Annotated in this window: 19 protein-coding genes; 14 read left to right on the forward strand and 5 right to left on the reverse strand. The window is 54.5% G+C overall.

All coding sequences use genetic code 11. From position 1 onward, the window contains the following. Positions 1–136 precede the first annotated feature (136 nt). The 13 genes from gorA to P0D43_RS04075 all read left to right on the forward strand — a co-directional run bounded on the left by gorA (position 137) and on the right by P0D43_RS04075 (position 14,405). Complete coding sequence (gene gorA, locus P0D43_RS04015) at positions 137–1,498, forward strand: glutathione-disulfide reductase (RefSeq protein WP_159567961.1); 1,362 nt, start codon at positions 137–139, stop codon at positions 1,496–1,498. A gap of 84 nt (positions 1,499–1,582) precedes the next feature. Then, on the forward strand, positions 1,583–2,674 hold the full coding sequence (locus P0D43_RS04020) for an ImpA family type VI secretion system protein (RefSeq protein ID WP_394673300.1): 1,092 nt from the start codon (positions 1,583–1,585) through the stop codon (positions 2,672–2,674). Positions 2,675–2,719: 45 nt separating this feature from the next. Continuing rightward, entirely contained in the window at positions 2,720–3,208 is a 489-nt protein-coding gene (gene tssB / locus P0D43_RS04025; protein ID WP_159567963.1) for a type VI secretion system contractile sheath small subunit, read from the forward strand. A 2-nt stretch (positions 3,209–3,210) separates the two neighbouring features. Continuing rightward, entirely contained in the window at positions 3,211–4,701 is a 1,491-nt protein-coding gene (tssC, locus tag P0D43_RS04030; protein ID WP_394673301.1) for a type VI secretion system contractile sheath large subunit, read from the forward strand. Positions 4,702–4,741: 40 nt separating this feature from the next. Beyond that, positions 4,742–5,224 (forward strand): Hcp family type VI secretion system effector, encoded by a 483-nt coding sequence (locus P0D43_RS04035; RefSeq protein ID WP_394673302.1) that lies wholly within the window; start codon positions 4,742–4,744, stop codon positions 5,222–5,224. 20 nt (positions 5,225–5,244) lie between these two features. Beyond that, the gene (locus P0D43_RS04040; protein ID WP_394673303.1) at positions 5,245–5,727 is read left to right on the forward strand and encodes an Hcp family type VI secretion system effector; all 483 of its coding nucleotides are present in this window, start codon (positions 5,245–5,247) and stop codon (positions 5,725–5,727) included. After that, positions 5,720–6,223, forward strand: a complete 504-nt coding sequence (gene tssE / locus P0D43_RS04045; RefSeq protein WP_201301380.1) for a type VI secretion system baseplate subunit TssE — start codon at positions 5,720–5,722, stop codon at positions 6,221–6,223. The genes P0D43_RS04040 and tssE overlap by 8 nt, the downstream gene beginning before the upstream one ends. A 20-nt stretch (positions 6,224–6,243) precedes the next feature. After that, positions 6,244–8,097, forward strand: a complete 1,854-nt coding sequence (tssF, locus tag P0D43_RS04050; RefSeq protein ID WP_394673304.1) for a type VI secretion system baseplate subunit TssF — start codon at positions 6,244–6,246, stop codon at positions 8,095–8,097. Between the two features lie 14 nt (positions 8,098–8,111). Beyond that, entirely contained in the window at positions 8,112–9,116 is a 1,005-nt protein-coding gene (gene tssG, locus P0D43_RS04055) for a type VI secretion system baseplate subunit TssG (RefSeq protein ID WP_341237139.1), read from the forward strand. Beyond that, positions 9,113–11,773 carry a type VI secretion system ATPase TssH gene (tssH, locus tag P0D43_RS04060; protein ID WP_394673305.1) on the forward strand — a complete coding sequence of 887 codons (2,661 nt, stop codon included), beginning with the start codon at positions 9,113–9,115 and terminating at the stop codon, positions 11,771–11,773. Before tssG ends, tssH begins: the two co-directional genes overlap by 4 nt. A 1-nt stretch (position 11,774) precedes the next feature. Further along, entirely contained in the window at positions 11,775–13,169 is a 1,395-nt protein-coding gene (locus P0D43_RS04065) for a caspase domain-containing protein (protein WP_394673306.1), read from the forward strand. A gap of 81 nt (positions 13,170–13,250) precedes the next feature. After that, positions 13,251–13,895: a hypothetical protein gene (locus P0D43_RS04070; protein WP_394673307.1), complete on the forward strand. Its 645-nt coding sequence runs from the start codon at positions 13,251–13,253 to the stop codon at positions 13,893–13,895. A gap of 54 nt (positions 13,896–13,949) precedes the next feature. Beyond that, complete coding sequence (locus tag P0D43_RS04075; RefSeq protein WP_159567972.1) at positions 13,950–14,405, forward strand: RNA-binding S4 domain-containing protein; 456 nt, start codon at positions 13,950–13,952, stop codon at positions 14,403–14,405. A gap of 9 nt (positions 14,406–14,414) precedes the next feature. Here the strand turns inward: P0D43_RS04075 and P0D43_RS04080 are convergent, their stop codons facing one another. The 4 genes from P0D43_RS04080 to P0D43_RS04095 form a co-directional block, all read right to left on the reverse strand. Further along, positions 14,415–14,906 carry a peroxiredoxin gene (locus P0D43_RS04080; protein WP_159567973.1) on the reverse strand — a complete coding sequence of 164 codons (492 nt, stop codon included), beginning with the start codon at positions 14,904–14,906 and terminating at the stop codon, positions 14,415–14,417. 24 nt (positions 14,907–14,930) lie between these two features. Continuing rightward, positions 14,931–15,605, reverse strand: a complete 675-nt coding sequence (locus P0D43_RS04085; RefSeq protein WP_341237136.1) for a BON domain-containing protein — start codon at positions 15,603–15,605, stop codon at positions 14,931–14,933. Beyond that, a complete protein-coding gene (locus P0D43_RS04090) occupies positions 15,595–16,197 on the reverse strand; it encodes a phosphoheptose isomerase (protein ID WP_394673308.1) in 603 nt (200 codons plus the stop codon). Before P0D43_RS04090 ends, P0D43_RS04085 begins: the two co-directional genes overlap by 11 nt. Before the next feature lie 91 nt (positions 16,198–16,288). Continuing rightward, on the reverse strand, positions 16,289–16,792 hold the full coding sequence (locus P0D43_RS04095; protein WP_394673309.1) for a YraN family protein: 504 nt from the start codon (positions 16,790–16,792) through the stop codon (positions 16,289–16,291). Between P0D43_RS04095 and rsmI the strand changes: the two genes are divergently transcribed. Further along, on the forward strand, positions 16,791–17,717 hold the full coding sequence (rsmI, locus tag P0D43_RS04100; protein ID WP_394673701.1) for a 16S rRNA (cytidine(1402)-2'-O)-methyltransferase: 927 nt from the start codon (positions 16,791–16,793) through the stop codon (positions 17,715–17,717). The two genes, P0D43_RS04095 and rsmI, sit on opposite strands and share 2 nt — an antisense overlap. Positions 17,718–17,751: 34 nt before the next feature. Here rsmI and P0D43_RS04105 read toward each other — a convergent pair whose 3' ends face one another. Further along, a complete protein-coding gene (locus tag P0D43_RS04105; protein ID WP_394673310.1) occupies positions 17,752–18,516 on the reverse strand; it encodes a hypothetical protein in 765 nt (254 codons plus the stop codon). Between the last annotated feature and the right edge of the window lie 344 nt (positions 18,517–18,860).

Below are 18,860 nucleotides of genomic sequence, written 5' to 3' on the forward strand. Positions count from 1 at the left end.
AGCAAGCAACCCACGCCGAGTAGGCAAGAAACCGAAGCAGTGACCCTTCAAGTTCTGCTCAACATTCATCCGCGAAGATCGTCTCAATCTCCTCGCGGTACAATAAACCTCCAACGCAGCACCCAAGGAGAGTTCAATGAGTACACCCAACACACCTTACGATCTTGTCGTCATCGGCGGTGGTTCAGGCGGAGTCGCCAGCGCCCGCCGTGCCGCCAGTTATGGTGCCAAAGTGGCGCTCATTGAATCCAGCCGCCTGGGTGGTACGTGTGTCATTCGTGGTTGTGTGCCTAAAAAACTCATGATGTATGCCGCGCAATTTGGACAAACCCTGCGCGAAGGTTTGCAGCCGGGTTGGCAAGTGACTCAAGCCGAATTTTCCATGGCCCAGTGGCAAGAAGCCAAGGGCAAGGAAATTGACCGGCTTGAGGGCATTTATGCCCGCATGCTTGAAAACAGTGGAGTGGAAACCATTCGCGGACACGGTGTCATCAAGTCCACCACCGAAGTACAGGTGGGCGACCGAACTTTGAACACGCAACGTATTTTGATTGCCAGTGGCGCAGCACCCAACCGCAGCGCTTTTCCCGGTCTTGAGCTGGCGGCAACCTCCAACGAATTGCTGGATCTTTCAACCTTACCCAAACGCGTCGGCGTAATTGGTGCGGGTTATATTGCGCTCGAATTCGCCTGTATCTTGCGTGGTCTCGGTTCTGAAGTGTCCGTGTTTTATCGCGGCGATTTGCCCTTGCGTGGGTTCGATGAAGGCATTCGCAGTCGTTTGGTCACAGCGATGAAACTGCAGGGCATTGCGCTTTATCCCGACACCGATTTCAAATCATTGAATCAACAAGGCAGCACCTTCGAACTTCAAACTGCGGCAAATACCCATGCGTTTGATTTCGTTTTGAACGCCACTGGCCGCAGCCCCAACACACAAGGTATGGGGCTTGAGAATATTGGCCTGCGCACCGGCCCTGCCAGTGAAATCGAAGTCAACAAGTACAGTCAAACCGGTATCAAGGGTGTGTATGCGGTGGGCGATGTCACCAACCGCGTTAACCTTACACCGGTCGCAATTGCTGAGGGGCGCGCCTTGGCAGAAAATGAATTCAACGGGAAAAATCTCACTGTTGACCACACCAGTGTGCCCACAGCCACCTTCACCTCGCCACCCATTGGCAGCGTGGGTTTAACCGAAGAACAGGCCGCCAAGCGAGCACCAACCCGTGTCTATGAAACTGAATTCACGCCCATGAAAACCAAGTTCTCGGGCGGTGAACAGAAAACCTACATGAAGCTGCTTGTTGACGATGCAAGCGATCGCGTGGTCGGTATTCACATGCTGGGCGATGACTCGCCCGAGATGATTCAACTGCTCGGTGTGCTTTACACCATGGGTGCCACCAAAGCCGATTTTGATCGGACCATCGCAGTTCATCCCAGTTCTGCCGAAGAATGGGTGTTGCTGCGCGAGCTAAGTCGCAAGGTGGGTTAACACCCATCCCTCTCTAACCCGATGTGGTGATTGCTGTCAGGTTAGACCAATCGCCAACTTCAACTTCCGTTGCTAGAGTCCCGCATGGTTTTACCATTAGGGCCTCAGCGCAACGTGTCAGCTTTTCATTTCTCATCACTCTCGACAGCATCCACCGAACCAGAAGCGTTGCAGCTGCCGTCGTGGGCCTCACCTTTTTCACAAGGCGATTGCGGCCCCAATCTTGAATACGACAATGCTTTTCTTGAACTGCAACAAGTGGCTCGTGGCAAGCCTGAAACCCAATTTGAACCTGCCACGCCACCCGACTGGAGCGCCGTAGAAAGCGGCGCACAACAATTGCTCGAACGCAGTCGAGATCTGCGTTTGGTGGTGTTGTGGGCAGAGTCGCGCTTGAACCTCCACGGTTTGCAAACTTTGCCTGTCGGTTTAAATGCACTGGCCCACCTGCTTGACAGCGCATGGCTTGCAGTCAACCCGCCGCTTGAGGAAGGTGATCCCTATGCACGAATCAATGTCATCGAGAGCTTGGGGTTTGGCGGTTCATTCTTTCAATCGTTGCGCAACAGCGTGGTGGTGCGAAATCCGCGAATCGGCGATGTTCGCCTGAAAGATTTCGAAGCGCTGACAGGCAACTCACCGGGTACTGAGGTGTCTGTCTCGCGAGAACAAATCGAGCAATTTTTTCGTTCACCGGAAAGTAATTCAGAGGCGCTGCGTGCCGTGTTGCTTGGCAGTCAGGCCGCCTTGAAAAAAATTCTGGCTGCTTTGGCTTTGTATGTGGATTCCGACCGCTTGCCTCAACTTCAAGAGTTCAAGCGCCTGCTGACCCATGTGTTGTCCTGCCTGCCTGACCCTGCGCCTGAGCCTGAAATGGAACAAAACTCCGAGCCCACACCACTCAGTGCTTTGTGCGAGTCAAGTGAGCCGGGTCGCCAGGTGGCGCAGGCGGGTATTCAATCCCGTGCGCAGGCTTTGGCAGCCATTGATCAGGTGTGTACTTACCTTGAGCAGGCCGAGCCCACCAACCCGGCACAGCTCCTTTTAAAAAGGGCGCGCCGCCTGATCGATAAAAACTTCATGCAGTTGATGAAAGACCTTGCACCGGAAGCCCTGGCCGAGGTGGCAAAAATCATGGGAGTCAATCCCGATTCTCTCGAGCAGGAAGATGCTTAAAGTCGCCCTGCATTTAACCATTCTTCTTACTTGCGAGATAAACCAATGAGCGGACAAAAATTTGTAGGGCGCAATCGTGCACCCCGCGTGCAAATCGAATATGACGTTGAAGTGTACGGTTCACAAAAAAAAGTCCAGTTGCCCTTTGTCATGGGGGTCATGTCCGACCTGTCCGGCAAATCCGAAGTGCCACTGGCGCCCGTCGCCGAGCGTGACTTCCTCGAAGTGGACGTGGACAACTTCGATGCCCGCATGAAAAGCATCAAGCCGCGCGTCGCCTTTCACGCGGCCAACCACTTAACCGGTGAAGGCAATGTGGCAGTCGACATCACATTCGAGTCCATGGACGACTTCAGTCCAGCTGCCATTGCCCGCAAGGTAGAGCCCCTTCGCAAATTGCTCGAGGCGCGTCAGCAACTGTCCAATCTCCTGACCTACATGGACGGCAAAAACGGCGCTGAAGAACTGTTGGCCAAGCTGCTTGCTGACCCGGCCTTGCTGAAAAGCCTGTCAACCCCTACCCAAGGTGAGTAATCATGTCTGAACAATTGCAAAACCGTGCGCTCGATGTGATCGAACTCGAGGGCAGCGAACTCTCGTTTCTCCTGCAAAAGGAATTCAAACCGAAAACCGACGAAGCCAAGTCAGAAGTGGAGTCAGCGGTGCTTACCCTGGCGCAGCAAGCGCTCGAGGGCGTCGAGTTGGTGGGCAACGATGTGGTCGATTCCATCGAACGAATGATTGCCGCCATTGATCAAAAGCTCTCCGTTCAAATCAATGAAATCATTCATCACGCAGACTTTCAGCAAATGGAAAGTGCCTGGCGTGGCCTGAATTACCTGGTTAACAACACCGAAACCGACGAGTTTCTGAAAATCCGTTTCATGAACGTGTCTAAAACCGAGTTGGCCAAAACCTTGAAACGTTACAAGGGGGTGGCTTGGGATCAAAGTCCGGTGTTCAAGAAAATCTACGAACATGAATACGGTCAGTTTGGCGGCGAGCCTTACGGTTGCCTGATTGGCGACTACTACTTTGACCATTCGCCACCCGATGTTGAAATGTTGGGCGAGTTGTCAAAAATCAGCGCGTCCGCACACGCACCCTTTTTGTCTGCGGTATCGCCTGCCACTTTGCAAATGGATTCCTGGCAAGAACTGGCCAACCCGCGCGACCTCACCAAGATTTTCTCAACGCCCGACTACGCAGCATGGCGCAGCCTGCGCGATGCCGACGATTCAAAATACCTGGGCCTTCGCATGCCACGCTTTTTGGCCCGTCAACCCTACGGTGCAAAAACCAATCCGGTTGAAGAATTCGCTTTCGAGGAAGACACCGGCCTGGCCGATCACAGCCGCTACACCTGGGCGAACTCTGCCTATGCAATGGCAGTGAACATCAACCGTTCATTCAAGGAATATGGCTGGTGCTCTCGTATTCGTGGCATTGAATCGGGTGGCGCAGTGCCCAATCTACCAACACACACATTCCCCACTGACGATGGCGGTGTGGACATGAAGTGTCCAACTGAAATTGCAATCTCGGACCGCCGCGAAGCCGAACTCAGCAAAAGCGGTTTCTTGCCCCTGATTCACAAAAAGAACAGCGATCTGGCCGCCTTTATTGGTGCGCAGTCTTTGCACAAACCAGCCGAGTACGAAGACCCGGACGCAACAGCCAATGCCAAGCTGGCTGCGCGCCTGCCCTACCTGTTTGCCACCTGTCGCTTCGCGCACTACCTGAAATGCATCGTGCGCGACAAGGTGGGCTCGTTCAAGGAACGTGCAGACATGCAGCGCTGGTTGCAAGACTGGATCATGCAGTACGTCGATGGCGATCCCGCCAATTCGTCCGAGGCGGTCAAGGCGTCTCGCCCGCTTGCTGCAGCCGAAGTGGTTGTTGAAGAAATCGAAGGCAACCCCGGCATGTATGCCTCCCGATTCTATTTGCGCCCGCACTACCAGCTAGAGGGCCTCACCGTGTCTTTGCGTTTGGTCAGCAAGTTGCCATCCGCCAAAGCGTCTTAAAAACTTGAATTATTAATCAACCAATTACAGAGGGAATCAAATGTCAGTAGACATGTTTTTGAAAATCAAGGGTGTAGATGGCGAATCCGTAGACAGCGTGCACGCCAAGGAAATTGACATTGCTGCCTGGAGCTGGGGCATGTCCCAATCAGGTACAACGCATGTGGGTCGTGGCGGTGGCGCGGGCAAAGTCAGCGTACAAGACATCAGCATCACCAAGTACATCGACAAGTCCACGCCAAACCTGATCAAGGCATGTTGCAATGGCAAGCACTTTGACGAAGCGGTGTTGACCGTGCGCAAGGCGAGTGAAAAGCCATTGGAATATGTGGTCTTGACCATGAAAGACGTCATTATCTCCAACGTCAGTCAAGGTGGCTCTGGCGGAGAAGACCGTTTGACAGAAACCGTGACCCTGAACTTTGCCGAGTTCAGTTACGTGTATGTGCCCCAGAAAAAAGACGGTGGCCCAGAAGGCAAGGTTGAAGCCACATTCAATATCGCAACCAACTCCGAGAAGTAATCGGAAAGCCAGGAAACACAATGTCGAAAGTCGATATGTTCCTGGCCCTGGACGGTTCCCGCCAAGGGGCTGTCCAGGGGGAAAGCCAGGTCAGTGGTCATGTGGGTGAAATAGAAATTTCAGCTTGGTCTTGGGGCATGTCCCAACAAGTCCATTCGTCGTCGCAACTGGCATCCAAAGCCTCGGTGCGAACATTGAACATACAAAAGTCGATTGACAGTTCCACCACGGCAATCATGAGCGCTTTGAAGTCCGCAGAATTGCTAAGCAAAGTGGTGCTCACTTGTCGCGATCCCGGTGGTCTTGCAACCATTGACTACTTGCGCATTACCTTGCGCAAAGCACGTATTTGCGATTATGAAATTGCAGGCAGTTCAAGCGATGGTCGCCAGGTCAGCGAGTCATTCTCGATCGCCTTCAAGGAAATCGAGGTGTTGTATACCCCCAAGTCCGCAGCCAATTTAAAAGCAGGTGCCTGCACTTACATTGACGTGTATGAGTAAGTCCCGAGACGCATTGCAGCCCGCTTTGCTGGATCGTCTTCAGGACGACGAACCCACAAGTGAAACGGAGTCCGCCAACAGTCGATTCATTACCAAAGAAGCACTGCGCCAGCTTGTGCTGCGGGATCTTGAGCAGTTATTGAATGCCACTCGTGTACTCGACAGTGAAAGCCTTGCACACCATTCGCGATTGAATGAATCGGTGCTGGCCTATGGCATGCCCCCGGTTGCCGGGAAAATCGCGTCCATGATCGACGTGAGAGATTTCGAACACACCGTGGCCAATCTCATCCGGCGATTCGAACCTCGAATTGACGGTCATTCCTTAAAAGTCACCGCAGAAACCCAACAAGGTTTAATGCATTTGCACAATGTCATTGGTTTGCGAATTTCAGGTTTGTTGTGGGCTCAGCCTTATCCCATTGAGTTAATGCTTCGCACCGAGGTTGACCTTGAAACCGGCAAGGTTTTGTTATTGCCGCTGTCCGGTTTTTGAACAGCGAGTATCAACGCACTATGGATCCGCGCTTACTTCAGTTTTATACCCAGGAACTTGCCCATGTGCGCGACACAGGGGCCGAGTTTGCTGCGCGCTTTCCAAAAATCGCCTCGCGCCTTGCGATGGATTCGACCGAGGTTCAAGACCCGTATGTAGAAAGGCTGCTTGAGGGGTTTGCATTCCTGACCGCCCGAGTACAACTTCGGTTGAACGAAGAATTTCCGCGCTTCACCGAGCAATTGTTAAACCGCATCAGCCCCAATTTTCTCGCGCCGGTGCCTGCCATGGGTGTGGTTCAGCTCACACCAAACCACGGTGATATTGCCTTGAAGAAAGGCATTGAACTTAAAGCGGGTACGGTGTTGCAAAGCCAGGTGGCCAAAGGCATTCAAACACCCTGCAAATTCAGGGTTGGCCATACGGTCACCTTGTGGCCTTTGGTGGTCAAGGCAATTGAACATGGCCCTTTGAAAGGGCCCGCGCCGAAAATGGCAGGCGGCGTGCATACACGGTCGGCATTGCAGGTCACCCTGACGCATTGCACACAATCCGCACTTTCCGGTTTGCCTTTGGACGAACTCGACTTTCATGTCAGTTGTGGCGATGAATATGCGTACACCTTGTTTGAAAGGCTGTGCTATCAAACCGTGTCGGTTGGTCTACGCACGCCTGCGCAAAGTAATTGGCAGTGGCTGCCTGCCACCTGTATCAAAGCAATGGGCTTTGATGAGTCTCAAGCCTTGTTGCCTGCAGATTCAAACCAGTTCAGCGGCATGCGTTTGCTGCAGGAGTTTTTTGCTTTTCCAGCCCGTTTCCTGTTTTTTCGGGTTCAGGGTTTAAGCCGTTTTTTGGCCACGTGCGAACAGTCAACCTTCGAGCTGACCTTCTGCTTTAACAATGTGAATACCGAGCTTGACCGGGCAGTCGATGTCGATTCACTGGCCTTGAACTGCACGCCTGTGGTCAATCTGTTCGAGCAAAGTTGTGACAGGGTGCTGCTCGACGAACGTGTGCATGAAGTGCATGTACAGCCCAATCGAAGCAAACCTCACGACTTTGAAGTGCACTCGGTATTGAGTGTGCAAGGGTACGGACACAACAAGGTGCAGGAAGTGCCGCCCCTGTACGCCAATTTGTGCAGTGCCGCGCTTGCTCACCGCGATTCACCCCGATATATGCATCGGCGTGCGCCTACCTTGCTGTCTGAGAAACAGGTGCGGGAGGGCGGTCGTTCCTCTTACTCAGGCAGCGATGTGTACCTGGGCCTCACCTTGCCCACCGGAGAACTGGTCCAAACACATGGCCTTGACCAGCTTGCCGTACAGGCTTTGTGCACCAATCGTGATTTACCACTGTTGATGCCGGTTGGGCAAGGCCCAACTGATCTGGTTTGGCCTGGCAATTTGCCGGTGCAGTCCATTCGATTTTCACGTGGCCCCAGTCGACCGAAAACAGCCATGTACGGCGGGCAAAGTTGCTGGCAATTAATTGAGCACCTGTCTTTGAATTACCTTGGCCTGGTTGATCAGGAGGCACTGGCGTTGACCCAGTTGCTGGCCTTGCATGCTGACCCAGCGCAGCAAGCTCACCAGCACATCGCCCGCGCCATTGTGGCGGTTGAATCGCAGCCAACGGTATCGCGTGTTGTCCGTCAGGGAAGGCCGGCAGTGGTGCGTGGCCTGCAAGTCACGCTGACACTCGATGAACTCGCCCTGCAGGGCAGTGGGGTCTTGGTATTGGGCAGCGTGCTGGCCTTCTACCTTGCAGCCCATGTGTCGGTGAATTCATTTGTACAAACCCGGGTGCGTTTACAAAGCACAGGGGCAATGTTTGATTTTCCTGCCAGGTCGGGCAACCGGCCTTTGCTGTAGTCTGGCTTCAGCGCATGAACACGCCCATTCCTCCAGCGCCCAATTTCTTTGCCTTGTTGCGGCAAATTGAGCATGCCAATTGTGGCAAACCGCTGCTGGGAAAATCATTGCGCCTGCGCGACGACCCCGTGCGTCTGGGCCAGCGCCCTTTCCTTGATTTTGCCACGCAAGACTTCAAGCGAGAGGAAACCATTCAGGCCGGGCGCTTGGGGGCAGTGCGGAAGCTGTTTGTTCAAAACTTTGGTTTACTGGGCCCCAACGGCGCTTTGCCCCTGCATTTCACAGAGCATGCGTACACACGTATTCATCAGTGCAATGACCCCACGTTCTCCGAGTTTCTGGATATTTTTCACCACCGGGCCTATCTGCTTTTTTACAGGGCGTGGGCTGAGTCGCAGCCGCACATTGCGTATCACCGAAGTATTTTCAATCCTTTTGCGCAGCACCTCAACTGTTTACTTGGGCATGGCGTGTCAAGCAGCTGGGGCCGGGAGGCTTTGCCCACCCATTTCCGTGCAGGGTTGGCGGGGCATTTTACCCGGCGCACCAAAACCCAGGAAGGTTTGGCCCGCAGCTTGTATGCCTTGACTGGTTTGCCTGTGCGCATTGTTCCGTTTCAAGCGCAGTGGCTGCAACTGCCTGTGCAGGCGGGTGCCTTGGCGCTTGGGCGCGGGGCCATGTTGGGCAGCAAGGTAAGGTGTGCCCAAAGCAAGATCAAAATTGATATAGGCCCGATGGCGTATAGCGCTTACACGCAATGGCTGCCAGCCACCGAAGGCCGCATGCGCCTTATACAGGCAAGCCATGCTTACCTGGGGCTGGAGTTCGATTGTGAGTTCGAGCTTCAAGTGAATCCAGACCAAATTCCACGCGCTCGCCTGAACGGCGGGGCACAACTAGGCCGCACCGCATGGCTTGGTCAAATGCAGATCCACCTGCGCAAACAGCAACCGGCAACCGTTCGCGTGAAGTGCCCTGCAGTTCCCTCTCATTCTTCCTTGTTCCGGAGTTCTACATGAGCAACATCAGCCGTGTGTCGCTGTTTGCCAAACTAAATCCCATCGCCTTCAAATCGGTTGAAGGTGCAACAGTGCTTTGCAAACTTCGCGGCAATCCGTACGTTCAACTGACGCATTGGGTGGCTCAAATTCTTCATCAGGATGACAGCGACTGGCACCACATTCTTCGTCATTTTGAGTTGGACGTTGGCATGGTACTGGCCGATGTTCAGCGTGCCCTCGAGCGCCAGCCCGGCGGTGCACAAGGTATTTCCGATCTCTCGGAATCAATTACCAATGCAGTGGAACGGGCCTGGGTGTACGCATCGCTTCTGTATGGGGCACAGAAGGTGCGCACCGGCCATGTGCTGCTTGCTTTGTTGAAAACCGATTTTTTGTTGCCGGAATTGCTGAGAATTTCACCCCGCTTCAAAGAAATTCCAGAGGCTGCACTCAGCGAAAACTTTGCACACCTTGTTGAGCATTCTGCCGAGCAGGCACTGTTGAATGTCGACTTGCCGCAGGGTGCAGTACCCGGCGAAGCCAGCGGGGCCATGCATGCCGCCCAGCTTGGCGGCGAAGAGGCCTTGGCCCGTTACACCGTTGACCTCACCGGGAAGGCGCGCAATGGTGAAATTGACCCGGTGTGTGGGCGCGAACTCGAAGTGCGGCAAATCATTGACATTCTTCTTCGCCGACGGCAAAACAATCCGCTGATTACCGGGGAAGCTGGTGTGGGTAAAACAGCGGTGGTGGAAGGGTTTGCCCTGCAAGTGGTGGCCGGTGAGGTTCCACCTGCCTTGCAAGGGGTGCGCGTGTTGACCCTCGACTTGGGTTTGTTGCAGGCAGGCGCATCCATGAAAGGCGAGTTTGAGCAGCGACTTCGCCAAGTGATTGACGAAATACAGGCCAGCGAGCAAAGCACCATTTTGTTTATTGATGAAGTGCACACACTGGTGGGGGCGGGCGGTAATCAGGGAACAGGCGACGCTGCCAATTTGCTCAAACCCGCGTTGGCGCGCGGCACATTAAGAACCATTGGTGCGACCACCTGGGCGGAGTACAAAAAGTACATCGAGAAAGACCCGGCGCTCACTCGTCGTTTTCAGGTGGTGCAAGTCGAAGAACCCTCCGAGGCCAAGGGCATTGACATGCTGCGCGGGCTGGCTCAAGCCATGCAGGCTCACCACGGCGTTTTTCTGCTGGATGAAGCAGTGCAGGCCGCCGTCAGGTTGTCGCATCGCTACATTCCTGCAAGGCAATTGCCGGACAAGGCGATCAGTCTTCTTGACACCGCCTGCGCACGGGTGGCTGTTTCGCAGCATGCCATACCTGCACCCATTGAGTTGATTCAGAATAAATTACAGGCCTTGCAGATTGAACGCGCAGCCATCAACAAGGAATCGGTTTTTGGACAAGAGCATTCCATTCGGCTGGCTGAAATTGAGGCGAACCAGACAACGCTGGCCATTGAACTTGAGCAATTGAAGGCGCAATGGGCCAATGAAAAACAGATTTTGACTGCGCTCCAAAACTTGCGCCTTGAAATGGAAAAGGCCAGTGACTTAAACGCCGAGCCCACGCAGGCCACGCTTGCGAAGTTGAAATTGCTCGAATACGAAATCAAAACCTTGCAGGGCGAGAAGCCGATGATTCACCCGCAGGTGGATGCGCAGTGTGTGGCCGGTGTGGTGGCAGACTGGACTGGTATTCCCGTGGGCCGCATGGTGCGCAACGAAATTGAAAATGTATTGAACCTGGCCCACGGTTTGGGCGCACGAATTGTAGGTCAGCCCCATGCGCTGGACACCATTGCACGCCGTATTCAAACGAATCGCGCCGGCCTCGATGATCCCAACAAACCAGTGGGCGTGTTCATGTTGGCGGGCACATCGGGTGTGGGAAAAACTGAAACCGCATTGGCACTGGCCGAGAATTTGTATGGTGGGGAGCACAACGTAATCACCATCAACATGAGCGAATATCAGGAAGCACACACTGTGTCTTCACTGAAAGGTGCACCACCCGGTTATGTGGGGTATGGGGAAGGCGGCGTGTTGACCGAGGCTGTGCGCCGCAAACCTTATAGCGTGGTGTTGCTGGATGAAGTCGAGAAAGCCCACCCCGATGTCCATGAACAGTTTTTTCAGGTGTTTGACAAAGGCTGGATGGAAGACGGAGAAGGGCGTCGAATTGATTTTCGCAATACGCTGATCTTGCTGACCACCAATGTGGGAACCCGGGAATTAATGGCACTTTGCAAAGCGGGTCTGAGCACCGAAAAAATGCCCGCGCCTGAGGAACTCGTTCAGGCTTTGCGGGCACCCATGTTGCAAGTGTTTCCACCGGCTTTGCTAGGGCGACTCGACGTGGTGCCGTATTACCCGCTTTCCAGCGCGATACTCGCCGACATTGTTCGCTTGCAGTTGAACCGAATCCAGCAACGCATTGCCAGTACGCACCGAATGGCTGTTCATATTGATGACTCGGTCATCGATCGCATTGTGATGCGCTGTAACGAGGCTGATTCGGGCGGGCGCATGGTGGGCACTATTTTAAGCAACACCTTGCTGCCCACGGTGAGCCGCCAGTTGTTGCAGGCCACTTTGCAGGGCAAACCGGTGACCACATTGAGTATCAGTACAGATGGCCAGGAATTCATTTATCACTACGAATAATTTGAAACATTCACCGGGGCGGCGAAGCGCACTGCAAACCTTGTTGGGTTTGGCGGGTGTGTTGTCGGCTGCGCCATTTGTTGTTCGGTGGCAATCAGCACAGGCTGCAACCCCCGCTGCGCCTTACACACACCGGCTTGCTTTGTTGATCGGCAATGGTGACTACCCGGTTCCGCATGATTTGCCACCCATTCACAAAAATGTGATGGACCTTGGCGAGGCTTTGGCTTATCGGGGGTTTGATGTCACTCAGGCCATGAACCTGGATGAAAACAGCCTGCAAATTACAGTGAACGAGTTTGTGAAACGGGTGGCGCAAGCGCCTGCGGACGCGGTTACTTTGTTTTATTACGCAGGCCACGGTTTGCAGGTGGATTCCAACAATTTGCTGCTGGGTTCAGGGGCCAACCCCACCGCACCGCGCCGTGATTTGCTGGCGCGCTCATTGGTGTTGCAACAAAAATTGCTGGCCGCTTTGCCACCCAAGCCCGAGGCATTGAACATCACTGTGATCGATGCTTGCAGAACTGATCTGCGCAACGCACTGGGCGATGGCGAGGGTTTGAATCAGGTTGAGGCCTCTGTAGGCAGCCTGGTGTGTTTTTCAACAGGCGCAGGCAAGCCTGCGGTGTCGCCGGCCAGTGCGGACCAGAACACGTTTTACACGGCAGCTTTGGTGAAGTTGCTTCGCGAGTCGGCAGGGCATATTACATTCAATGACTTGTTTCGAATGGTGAAAGAGGAAGTAGAAACCACCATGCTGAAGCATCCGCTTGCCGCAATTCGGCGTTTGGCTCAAAAACCGTTTATTGCCGACAATGCCCGCGTGCAAGTTCCATTAATGGTGGCTTCTGCGGTATCCGGTGAGCCAGTGGCACCGCGCATGTTGCCCGAAGAGGCCGCCGCTTGGCAGGCCATTCAATCCACACAGTGGCCTGTCGATCTGCTGCGGCTGTGCAAGTCTTTTCTGGAAACTTACCCGGACAGTATTCAGGCCCGATCTGTCCTGGTTTATCAGGTGGGTGCGTTGCAGGCGCTCACCGTGTTGCGCCACAAAGAGGTGAAACTGTTCAAAACCAGTTTTGTGTTGCCTGAGCCTTTGCCCACCTCGCAACAAGCGGACAGCAATGCAGATTTGAACCGGGCTGCGCGTGGCGACAAAGACGCGGCTGCCCGAATTGCCCGCTTGTACCGCGGGTTGGGTAGCGGGCAGGCGCAATTGCGTTACCTGGGTTGGTTACAGTACGCCGGTGGGTTGGGCAATGGCATTGCCAGCTACGAGTTGGCCCTGTATTACCGTGAAGTGGCGCAGCCCCTGTTGGCTGCTCAGGCCGAGGCGCGGGCGCGGCAACTGGGTTATTCCCCGCCCCGTGCTTTGGGGCATGCGCGCAAATAGGTGGGCCTTTCCCGCTTTTTTTGAGGTTTCACCTGCGGCACAAAAGTTCACAATGGTAGCAAGTGAAAAAGGAACCTTAAAATGATCCGCCCTGTTTTTAACTGGATTACCCTGGCCTTGCTGGCGGGTTTGTTGGTGGCTTGTAACCCGCGTACCAATTTGAATGAAGACAATTTGCTCAAGGGTGCAAGGGCTGAAACCTTTATATTGAGCCATGGTGCCTTGTGCGCCCGTTTGCCCAGTCCGGAAGCGATTGAGCAGTATGCACGTGACCAGGTGCCAGCCAACAGTGCGGTGGCCCGTGAGGTGAAGGCTTGGGATTTGTCGGGTTTGCTGGATATTTTTCAAACCCGCGATGGCCGTTGGGTGATCATGCCCTCAAGTGGCCTGAAGAAGCTGGAAGGCGTGCACTTCAGGCAAGGGCCGCAAGGTGACAACGAGGCTTTGTGCTTTGGCCGGCTCTGGGTTGAAAAGACAGTGGATTACATTCAGAACAAACCGTTTGGGCAGGAAGATGCCGTGTCTGCCCGGTTCGAGGCCAGCCTGAAAGACGCCCACATGTTGAATCACTTCAAAAATCTGAAAGTGGAGTCGTTTGATCCAACTGTGTTCACCTTGAGTACCGGTACGGCGGTGGGGGGTACCTTGCAGCCCAGCTTTGTTATCGAAATGGCACTTCGCCCCACTCACACTGGCTGGTATTTGGCCAAGAACGGGGCGAATTAAGGGCATAATTTCTTGACCAATGACGTCGCCGGGCATAATTTCGATGGAGTTACTTTGAGTCGCAGTAAAAACAGAAGCCCTGAACCCGCAAAAACGCCCAATGGCAAAACCGACTTTTCAGCGCCGGGTGCCAAGGTGCGAATCGACAAATGGTTGTGGGCTGCCCGTTTTTTCAAAACCCGTTCGCTGGCCACCGAGGTGGTGGAGGGTGGCAAGGTGAAATGCAACGATGAGCGTGTAAAGCCGGCTTATGGCGTGCAGGTGGGTGACGTGCTCACCGTGCCGGTGGGTTGGGACGACATGGTGCTGGTGGTGAAAGGCTTGGGCGACAAGCGGGGCAGTGCCACCATTGCCCAAGGTCTTTACGAGGAAACCATGGACAGTGCCAAAAAGCGCGCTGAGCGCGCGGCGAACCGCAAGTTGATAAAAGACCCTGCACTGGAAATCAAGGCGCGGCCCACGAAAAGAGACCGCCGCGTGATGGATGACTTTAAATGGGGTGAGGAATAGGTGGGCCGGTTAAACTTTTTCGGCCAGTGATTTTTCAATTAATGCATGCAAGGCCGCGAAATCAGGTTCGCCCACATAGGTCTTGATAATTTGGCCCTTGCGGTTGATCACATAGGTGGTGGGCGTAATTTTTACGTCGTGAAAAGCCTTGGCAATCTTGCCGTTCACGTCGAGTGCAACATCAAATGGCAACTTGCGCGTTTCTGCGAAATTCACCACATAGTCGGGGCGGTCATAGCTCATCGCCACGGCAATTGTTTTGAAGCCTTGGTCTTTGTATTTGTTGTAGGTGTCAACAATGTCCGGCATTTCTTTCACACAAGTGGTGCAGCTGGTCGCCCAAAAATTCACCAGCATGACCTGGCCCTGGTAATCAGCAGGGGCAATGGTTTTGCCTTCGATGGTCACGTAACTGACCTGCGGCGCGTTGTCGCCCCCACAGGCGGCCAGCACGCTGACCACTGCAAGGGTTGATAGCAGAGAAAGAATTTTCTTGAACATTGCTCGTTTTTTCAGGGTTGCTGATTAACGCGGACCGTTTTCCACGGGTGCATTTCCGTTGTTTGGAGTGGCAGACAAGCGAGAAAGTTCAGCCTCGGAAATCAATTCGAGCACTTTGACCACTTTCACCACGCCGGGAACACCAGCGGCGATGGATGCGGCGCGATTGGCCTCACGCTCGGTGACCAGACCCATCAGGTACACCACGCCTGCTTCAGTGGTGACTTTGAAGGAGTTGGCGAAGATGTCTTGGGCGTCGAGCAAAGACGCCTTGACCTTGCCAGTAATGAACACATCGTTGGAGCGCGCGGACAATGAGCTTTTGAAGCCAACCCGGATGTCGTTTACGATCAAGCGAATGTTGGGCAAGGTGGCAACGCGGGCTTCTATGTTGCGCACTGTGGTTTCATCGGGGGCTTCACCAGTCAGCAGAATTTGGCGGTTGTACACTGTCGCATTCACATGCACATTTTCACCAAAACTTTCACGGATGGCGCTTTCAGCTTTTACCTGAAGGGTGCGATCCTCGACCTGTGTGCCCACGGTGCGGCGGTCTGCTGCTGCCAGCGAGCCAGCGGTAATGCCTGCGACGGCGCCCGCGAAGCAACCGCCCAACAGGGGTGCTGCCAGTGAGGCCACCAATACGGCGCTAATGGCGGAAGAACGTGTGCGGGTAAAAAACCGGGTGTTACGACTCATTTTCTTCTTCTCCAAGTAGACTCAGGTCGATGCCATCGCAAATCCAATGGATCGCCAACAAATGTATTTCCTGAATTCGGGCGGTGCGGTTGTGTGGCACGCACACATGCACATCGCCTTGCTTCAACTGCTGCACCATTTGACCGCCGCCTTTGCCGGTGAGTGCAACAATGGTCATGTCGCGGGCGTGGGCGGCCTCAATGGCCAACTGAACGTTTTTCGAATTGCCGCTGGTCGAAATGGCCAGCAACACATCACCAGGCTGGCCAATGGCAGCAACCTGTTTCGAGAAAATTTCATTGAAACTGTAATCGTTGCCGATTGCAGTCAGTGCCGAGGAGTCGGTGGTCAGGGCAATCGCTGCCAAACCTGGGCGTTCACGCTCAAAACGGCCCACCAGTTCGGCCGCGAAGTGCTGACAGTCGCCCGCGGAACCACCATTGCCACAGGCCAGTACCTTGCCGCCGTTGGTGAGTGCATTCACCATCAGCTCGACTGCCTCGGAAATTGGCCCGACCAGTTCTTCGGTGGCGGCTTGTTTTGCGGCAATGCTTTCGTCAAATTGTTGGGTAATGCGTGTGATCAAGTCCATGGCGGCAGGCCTTCTGGCAGTTATCTCGAGCCTTCTATTATAGGTGACCCCGTTGCAGGCGATTTGCATGGCATACCGGTTTGCTTCGGGTTTAGTTGCTGATTTGCCACGCATTTTGAACCCATTTGGGTTCGTCGCCGTTTTCCAGTGCGACCACATCAAAACGCAGGTGCGTGAACTTGCGTTGACCCTGCTGAACCCACCACAACTTTGCGCAGCGGGAGATTCGCGCCTGTTTGTGGGTGGAAATACTCTCTAGAGCGCTGCCATGGCTGTTGTTGCTGCGAAGGCGAACCTCGACAATGACAGCGGTGTGGTCTTGCGCCATGATCAAATCGATTTCGCCGCATCGGCATCGGTGGTTTCTGCTTACCAGCGTTAATCCGCTTTGTTCCAGCATGCGGAGTGCCTGGGTTTCCGCCAGTTGCCCTGCCTCGAGCAAGGCAAGTTTGCGCGTGGGCGGTGCGGTTTTGATCGCTTCAGGTTTTTCTTTGACTGCAAGCCATGGAATTTTGGCTTTTGGTGATCGGCATTTGCGCCCAGCCCATGGAATGCCGGACAATTCAGGAACTTTGGATTTGGATTTGAACGCCATGCAGAATGCCGGTGAAGAAAATGGGGTGAAGGATGCTGTGAATTCTGACGCGAGTTCAGGAACGGGGCGTGAACCTTCCCTCTATGTGGTGGCAACCCCCATCGGCAATATGGGTGATTTAAGCCTTCGGGCCCGCGCCGTATTGGAGCAGGTGGATCGCATTGCAGCTGAAGACACCCGCAACACGGCTCGCATGCTGGATTCCCTGGGGATCCGCAAGCCGCTGATGGCTCACCACGCCCACAATGAACGCGAGAGCGCACAGGGCGTTTTGGCCTGTTTGCAGCGGGGCGAATCGGTGGCTTTGGTGAGCGATGCAGGCACCCCGGCTGTGTCGGATCCCGGTGCGGTGGTGGTTCGCTGTGTGGCCGAGGCCGGTTTTACGGTGGTGCCGGTGCCGGGCGCTAGCAGCGTGTTGGCAGTAATTGCTGCCAGCGGGCTTGTGGATGGCCACTTTACCTTTCGTGGCTTCTTGCCCGCAAAAGGCAAGAGCCGGCTGGATGATTTGAAACAATGGCTGGCTTGCCCCGAACCACAGATTATTTTTGAAGCACCCCACCGCGTGCTCCAATTGGTGGATGATCTTGAAGGCTTGGACATGGGTGGGCGCGATATGTGCGCTGGCCGTGAGTTGACCAAGCAATTTGAAACCTTTTACCGCGGCAGCGGTGAGTCGGTGTTTGAACAGGTGCGGCAAGACTCGAATGCCGAGCGTGGTGAGTGGGCGTGGGTAATCGGGGCAAGCCCGGTTTCTGGTCAGGCGGCTGAAATTGCTCAGGCCAGTGCAGATTTGGACACCTGGCTGAAACTGTTGATGGCCGAATTGCCTTTGAAAACTGCGGTGGCGGTGGTGGTGAAGGCCACGGGATTCGCCAAGAATACTGTGTACAACAGGGCGCTGGAATTAAAAGAAGGACGGCAATAAAAAGCCAGCCCGAAGGCTGGCCAAAACCACTGAATCAGGCGGGCAGGGGCAAACCTGCTTCGGGAACTTCCAAGCCGCTGATGCTGGCGGATGCCGAAATTGGCAGGCCTTCTGGCAGGGCCAATGTCAGTGTGCCATCTTCAAAACTGACCGGGCTGGAAGGTAGGCCACCACCGGTGTCACCACCTGGCAAGCTGGGCAAGCCACCACCGAGCAGGTCGGTCAAGGAGTCCAGGCCAGGCAGGCCGTCGGTTGGAATGGGCAATGCGTCCAGACCAGGAATTGCGTCAAGGCCAGGCAAGGCTGGTGCACCGGGTAGGGAAGGTGCGTCTGGCAAACCGCCAGCCAGCAAATCAGTCAACGTGTCCAGGCTGGGGGCTCCATCGGTTGGTACTGGTAGCGCGTCCAAACCAGGAATGGCATCCAGGCCGGGAGTTGCTGGTGCTTCTGGCAGGCCGCCGGCCAGCAGGTCTGTGATTGCGTCTGGGCTGGCTGGCAGCATATCCACGCCGGGAATGGCGTCCAAACCGGGAATTGAGTCCAGGCCTGGAATTGAGTCCAAGCCGGGGATGCCGGCTGGGGGTGTGGGCAGACCACCGTCAAGCAAGCCTGTCAGTGAGTCCAGGCCAGGCAGGCCGTCGGTTGGAATGGGCAATGCGTCCAAACCGGGAATGGCGTCCATGCCAGGTAGTTCGGGGGCGGCTGGCAATGCGCCAGCAAAGGTGTCCAATGCGCCGGCAAGGATTTCGCCAGCTACCGGTACGGCGCTTACGCCGCTCTTCAATTCGTCTAGGGCCATGCTTTCTCCGTCATTTGAAATGATTAAAAATTGTTATTAGTTTTTGTAGGCAATCTGCGTTGCCTGCGTAATAACAACAGAGATTGATTAATCATCGCAATTCGCACATTACTTACAAAAGATGAGTAAAAGACCCACTAATTGCTAAGTTTTGTTGGGTAAGTTGATGATTTTTAATGAAAAAATAAACAGTGAAATATTTATGGCAGAAAATTGATGACAAAACTGTGATGGCGGGGGATTTATGTCACCTGAATGGTGACATTCGATCTGAACTTGAAGGATCACTGCTTCGGTTTCTTGTCAACTCGGCGTGAGTTACTTGTGCCGCACTGAAAACCGCT

This window comes from Limnobacter sp., from assembly GCF_043511195.1.
In the GTDB taxonomy this organism is placed as follows: domain Bacteria; phylum Pseudomonadota; class Gammaproteobacteria; order Burkholderiales; family Burkholderiaceae_B; genus Limnobacter.

What these genes read in the sequence shown, in the direction of transcription:
- gorA (WP_159567961.1), top strand. Translation starts at nt 137, where the DNA reads ATGAGTACACCCAACACACCTTACGATCTTGTCGTCATCGGCGGTGGT.
- P0D43_RS04020 (WP_394673300.1), top strand. Translation starts at nt 1,583, where the DNA reads ATGGTTTTACCATTAGGGCCTCAGCGCAACGTGTCAGCTTTTCATTTC.
- tssB (WP_159567963.1), top strand. Translation starts at nt 2,720, where the DNA reads ATGAGCGGACAAAAATTTGTAGGGCGCAATCGTGCACCCCGCGTGCAA.
- tssC (WP_394673301.1), top strand. Translation starts at nt 3,211, where the DNA reads ATGTCTGAACAATTGCAAAACCGTGCGCTCGATGTGATCGAACTCGAG.
- P0D43_RS04035 (WP_394673302.1), top strand. Translation starts at nt 4,742, where the DNA reads ATGTCAGTAGACATGTTTTTGAAAATCAAGGGTGTAGATGGCGAATCC.
- P0D43_RS04040 (WP_394673303.1), top strand. Translation starts at nt 5,245, where the DNA reads ATGTCGAAAGTCGATATGTTCCTGGCCCTGGACGGTTCCCGCCAAGGG.
- tssE (WP_201301380.1), top strand. Translation starts at nt 5,720, where the DNA reads ATGAGTAAGTCCCGAGACGCATTGCAGCCCGCTTTGCTGGATCGTCTT.
- tssF (WP_394673304.1), top strand. Translation starts at nt 6,244, where the DNA reads ATGGATCCGCGCTTACTTCAGTTTTATACCCAGGAACTTGCCCATGTG.
- tssG (WP_341237139.1), top strand. Translation starts at nt 8,112, where the DNA reads ATGAACACGCCCATTCCTCCAGCGCCCAATTTCTTTGCCTTGTTGCGG.
- tssH (WP_394673305.1), top strand. Translation starts at nt 9,113, where the DNA reads ATGAGCAACATCAGCCGTGTGTCGCTGTTTGCCAAACTAAATCCCATC.
- P0D43_RS04070 (WP_394673307.1), top strand. Translation starts at nt 13,251, where the DNA reads ATGATCCGCCCTGTTTTTAACTGGATTACCCTGGCCTTGCTGGCGGGT.
- P0D43_RS04080 (WP_159567973.1), bottom strand. Translation starts at nt 14,906, where the DNA reads ATGTTCAAGAAAATTCTTTCTCTGCTATCAACCCTTGCAGTGGTCAGC.
- P0D43_RS04085 (WP_341237136.1), bottom strand. Translation starts at nt 15,605, where the DNA reads ATGAGTCGTAACACCCGGTTTTTTACCCGCACACGTTCTTCCGCCATT.
- P0D43_RS04090 (WP_394673308.1), bottom strand. Translation starts at nt 16,197, where the DNA reads ATGGACTTGATCACACGCATTACCCAACAATTTGACGAAAGCATTGCC.
- rsmI (WP_394673701.1), top strand. Translation starts at nt 16,791, where the DNA reads ATGCAGAATGCCGGTGAAGAAAATGGGGTGAAGGATGCTGTGAATTCT.
- P0D43_RS04095 (WP_394673309.1), bottom strand. Translation starts at nt 16,792, where the DNA reads ATGGCGTTCAAATCCAAATCCAAAGTTCCTGAATTGTCCGGCATTCCA.
- P0D43_RS04105 (WP_394673310.1), bottom strand. Translation starts at nt 18,516, where the DNA reads ATGGCCCTAGACGAATTGAAGAGCGGCGTAAGCGCCGTACCGGTAGCT.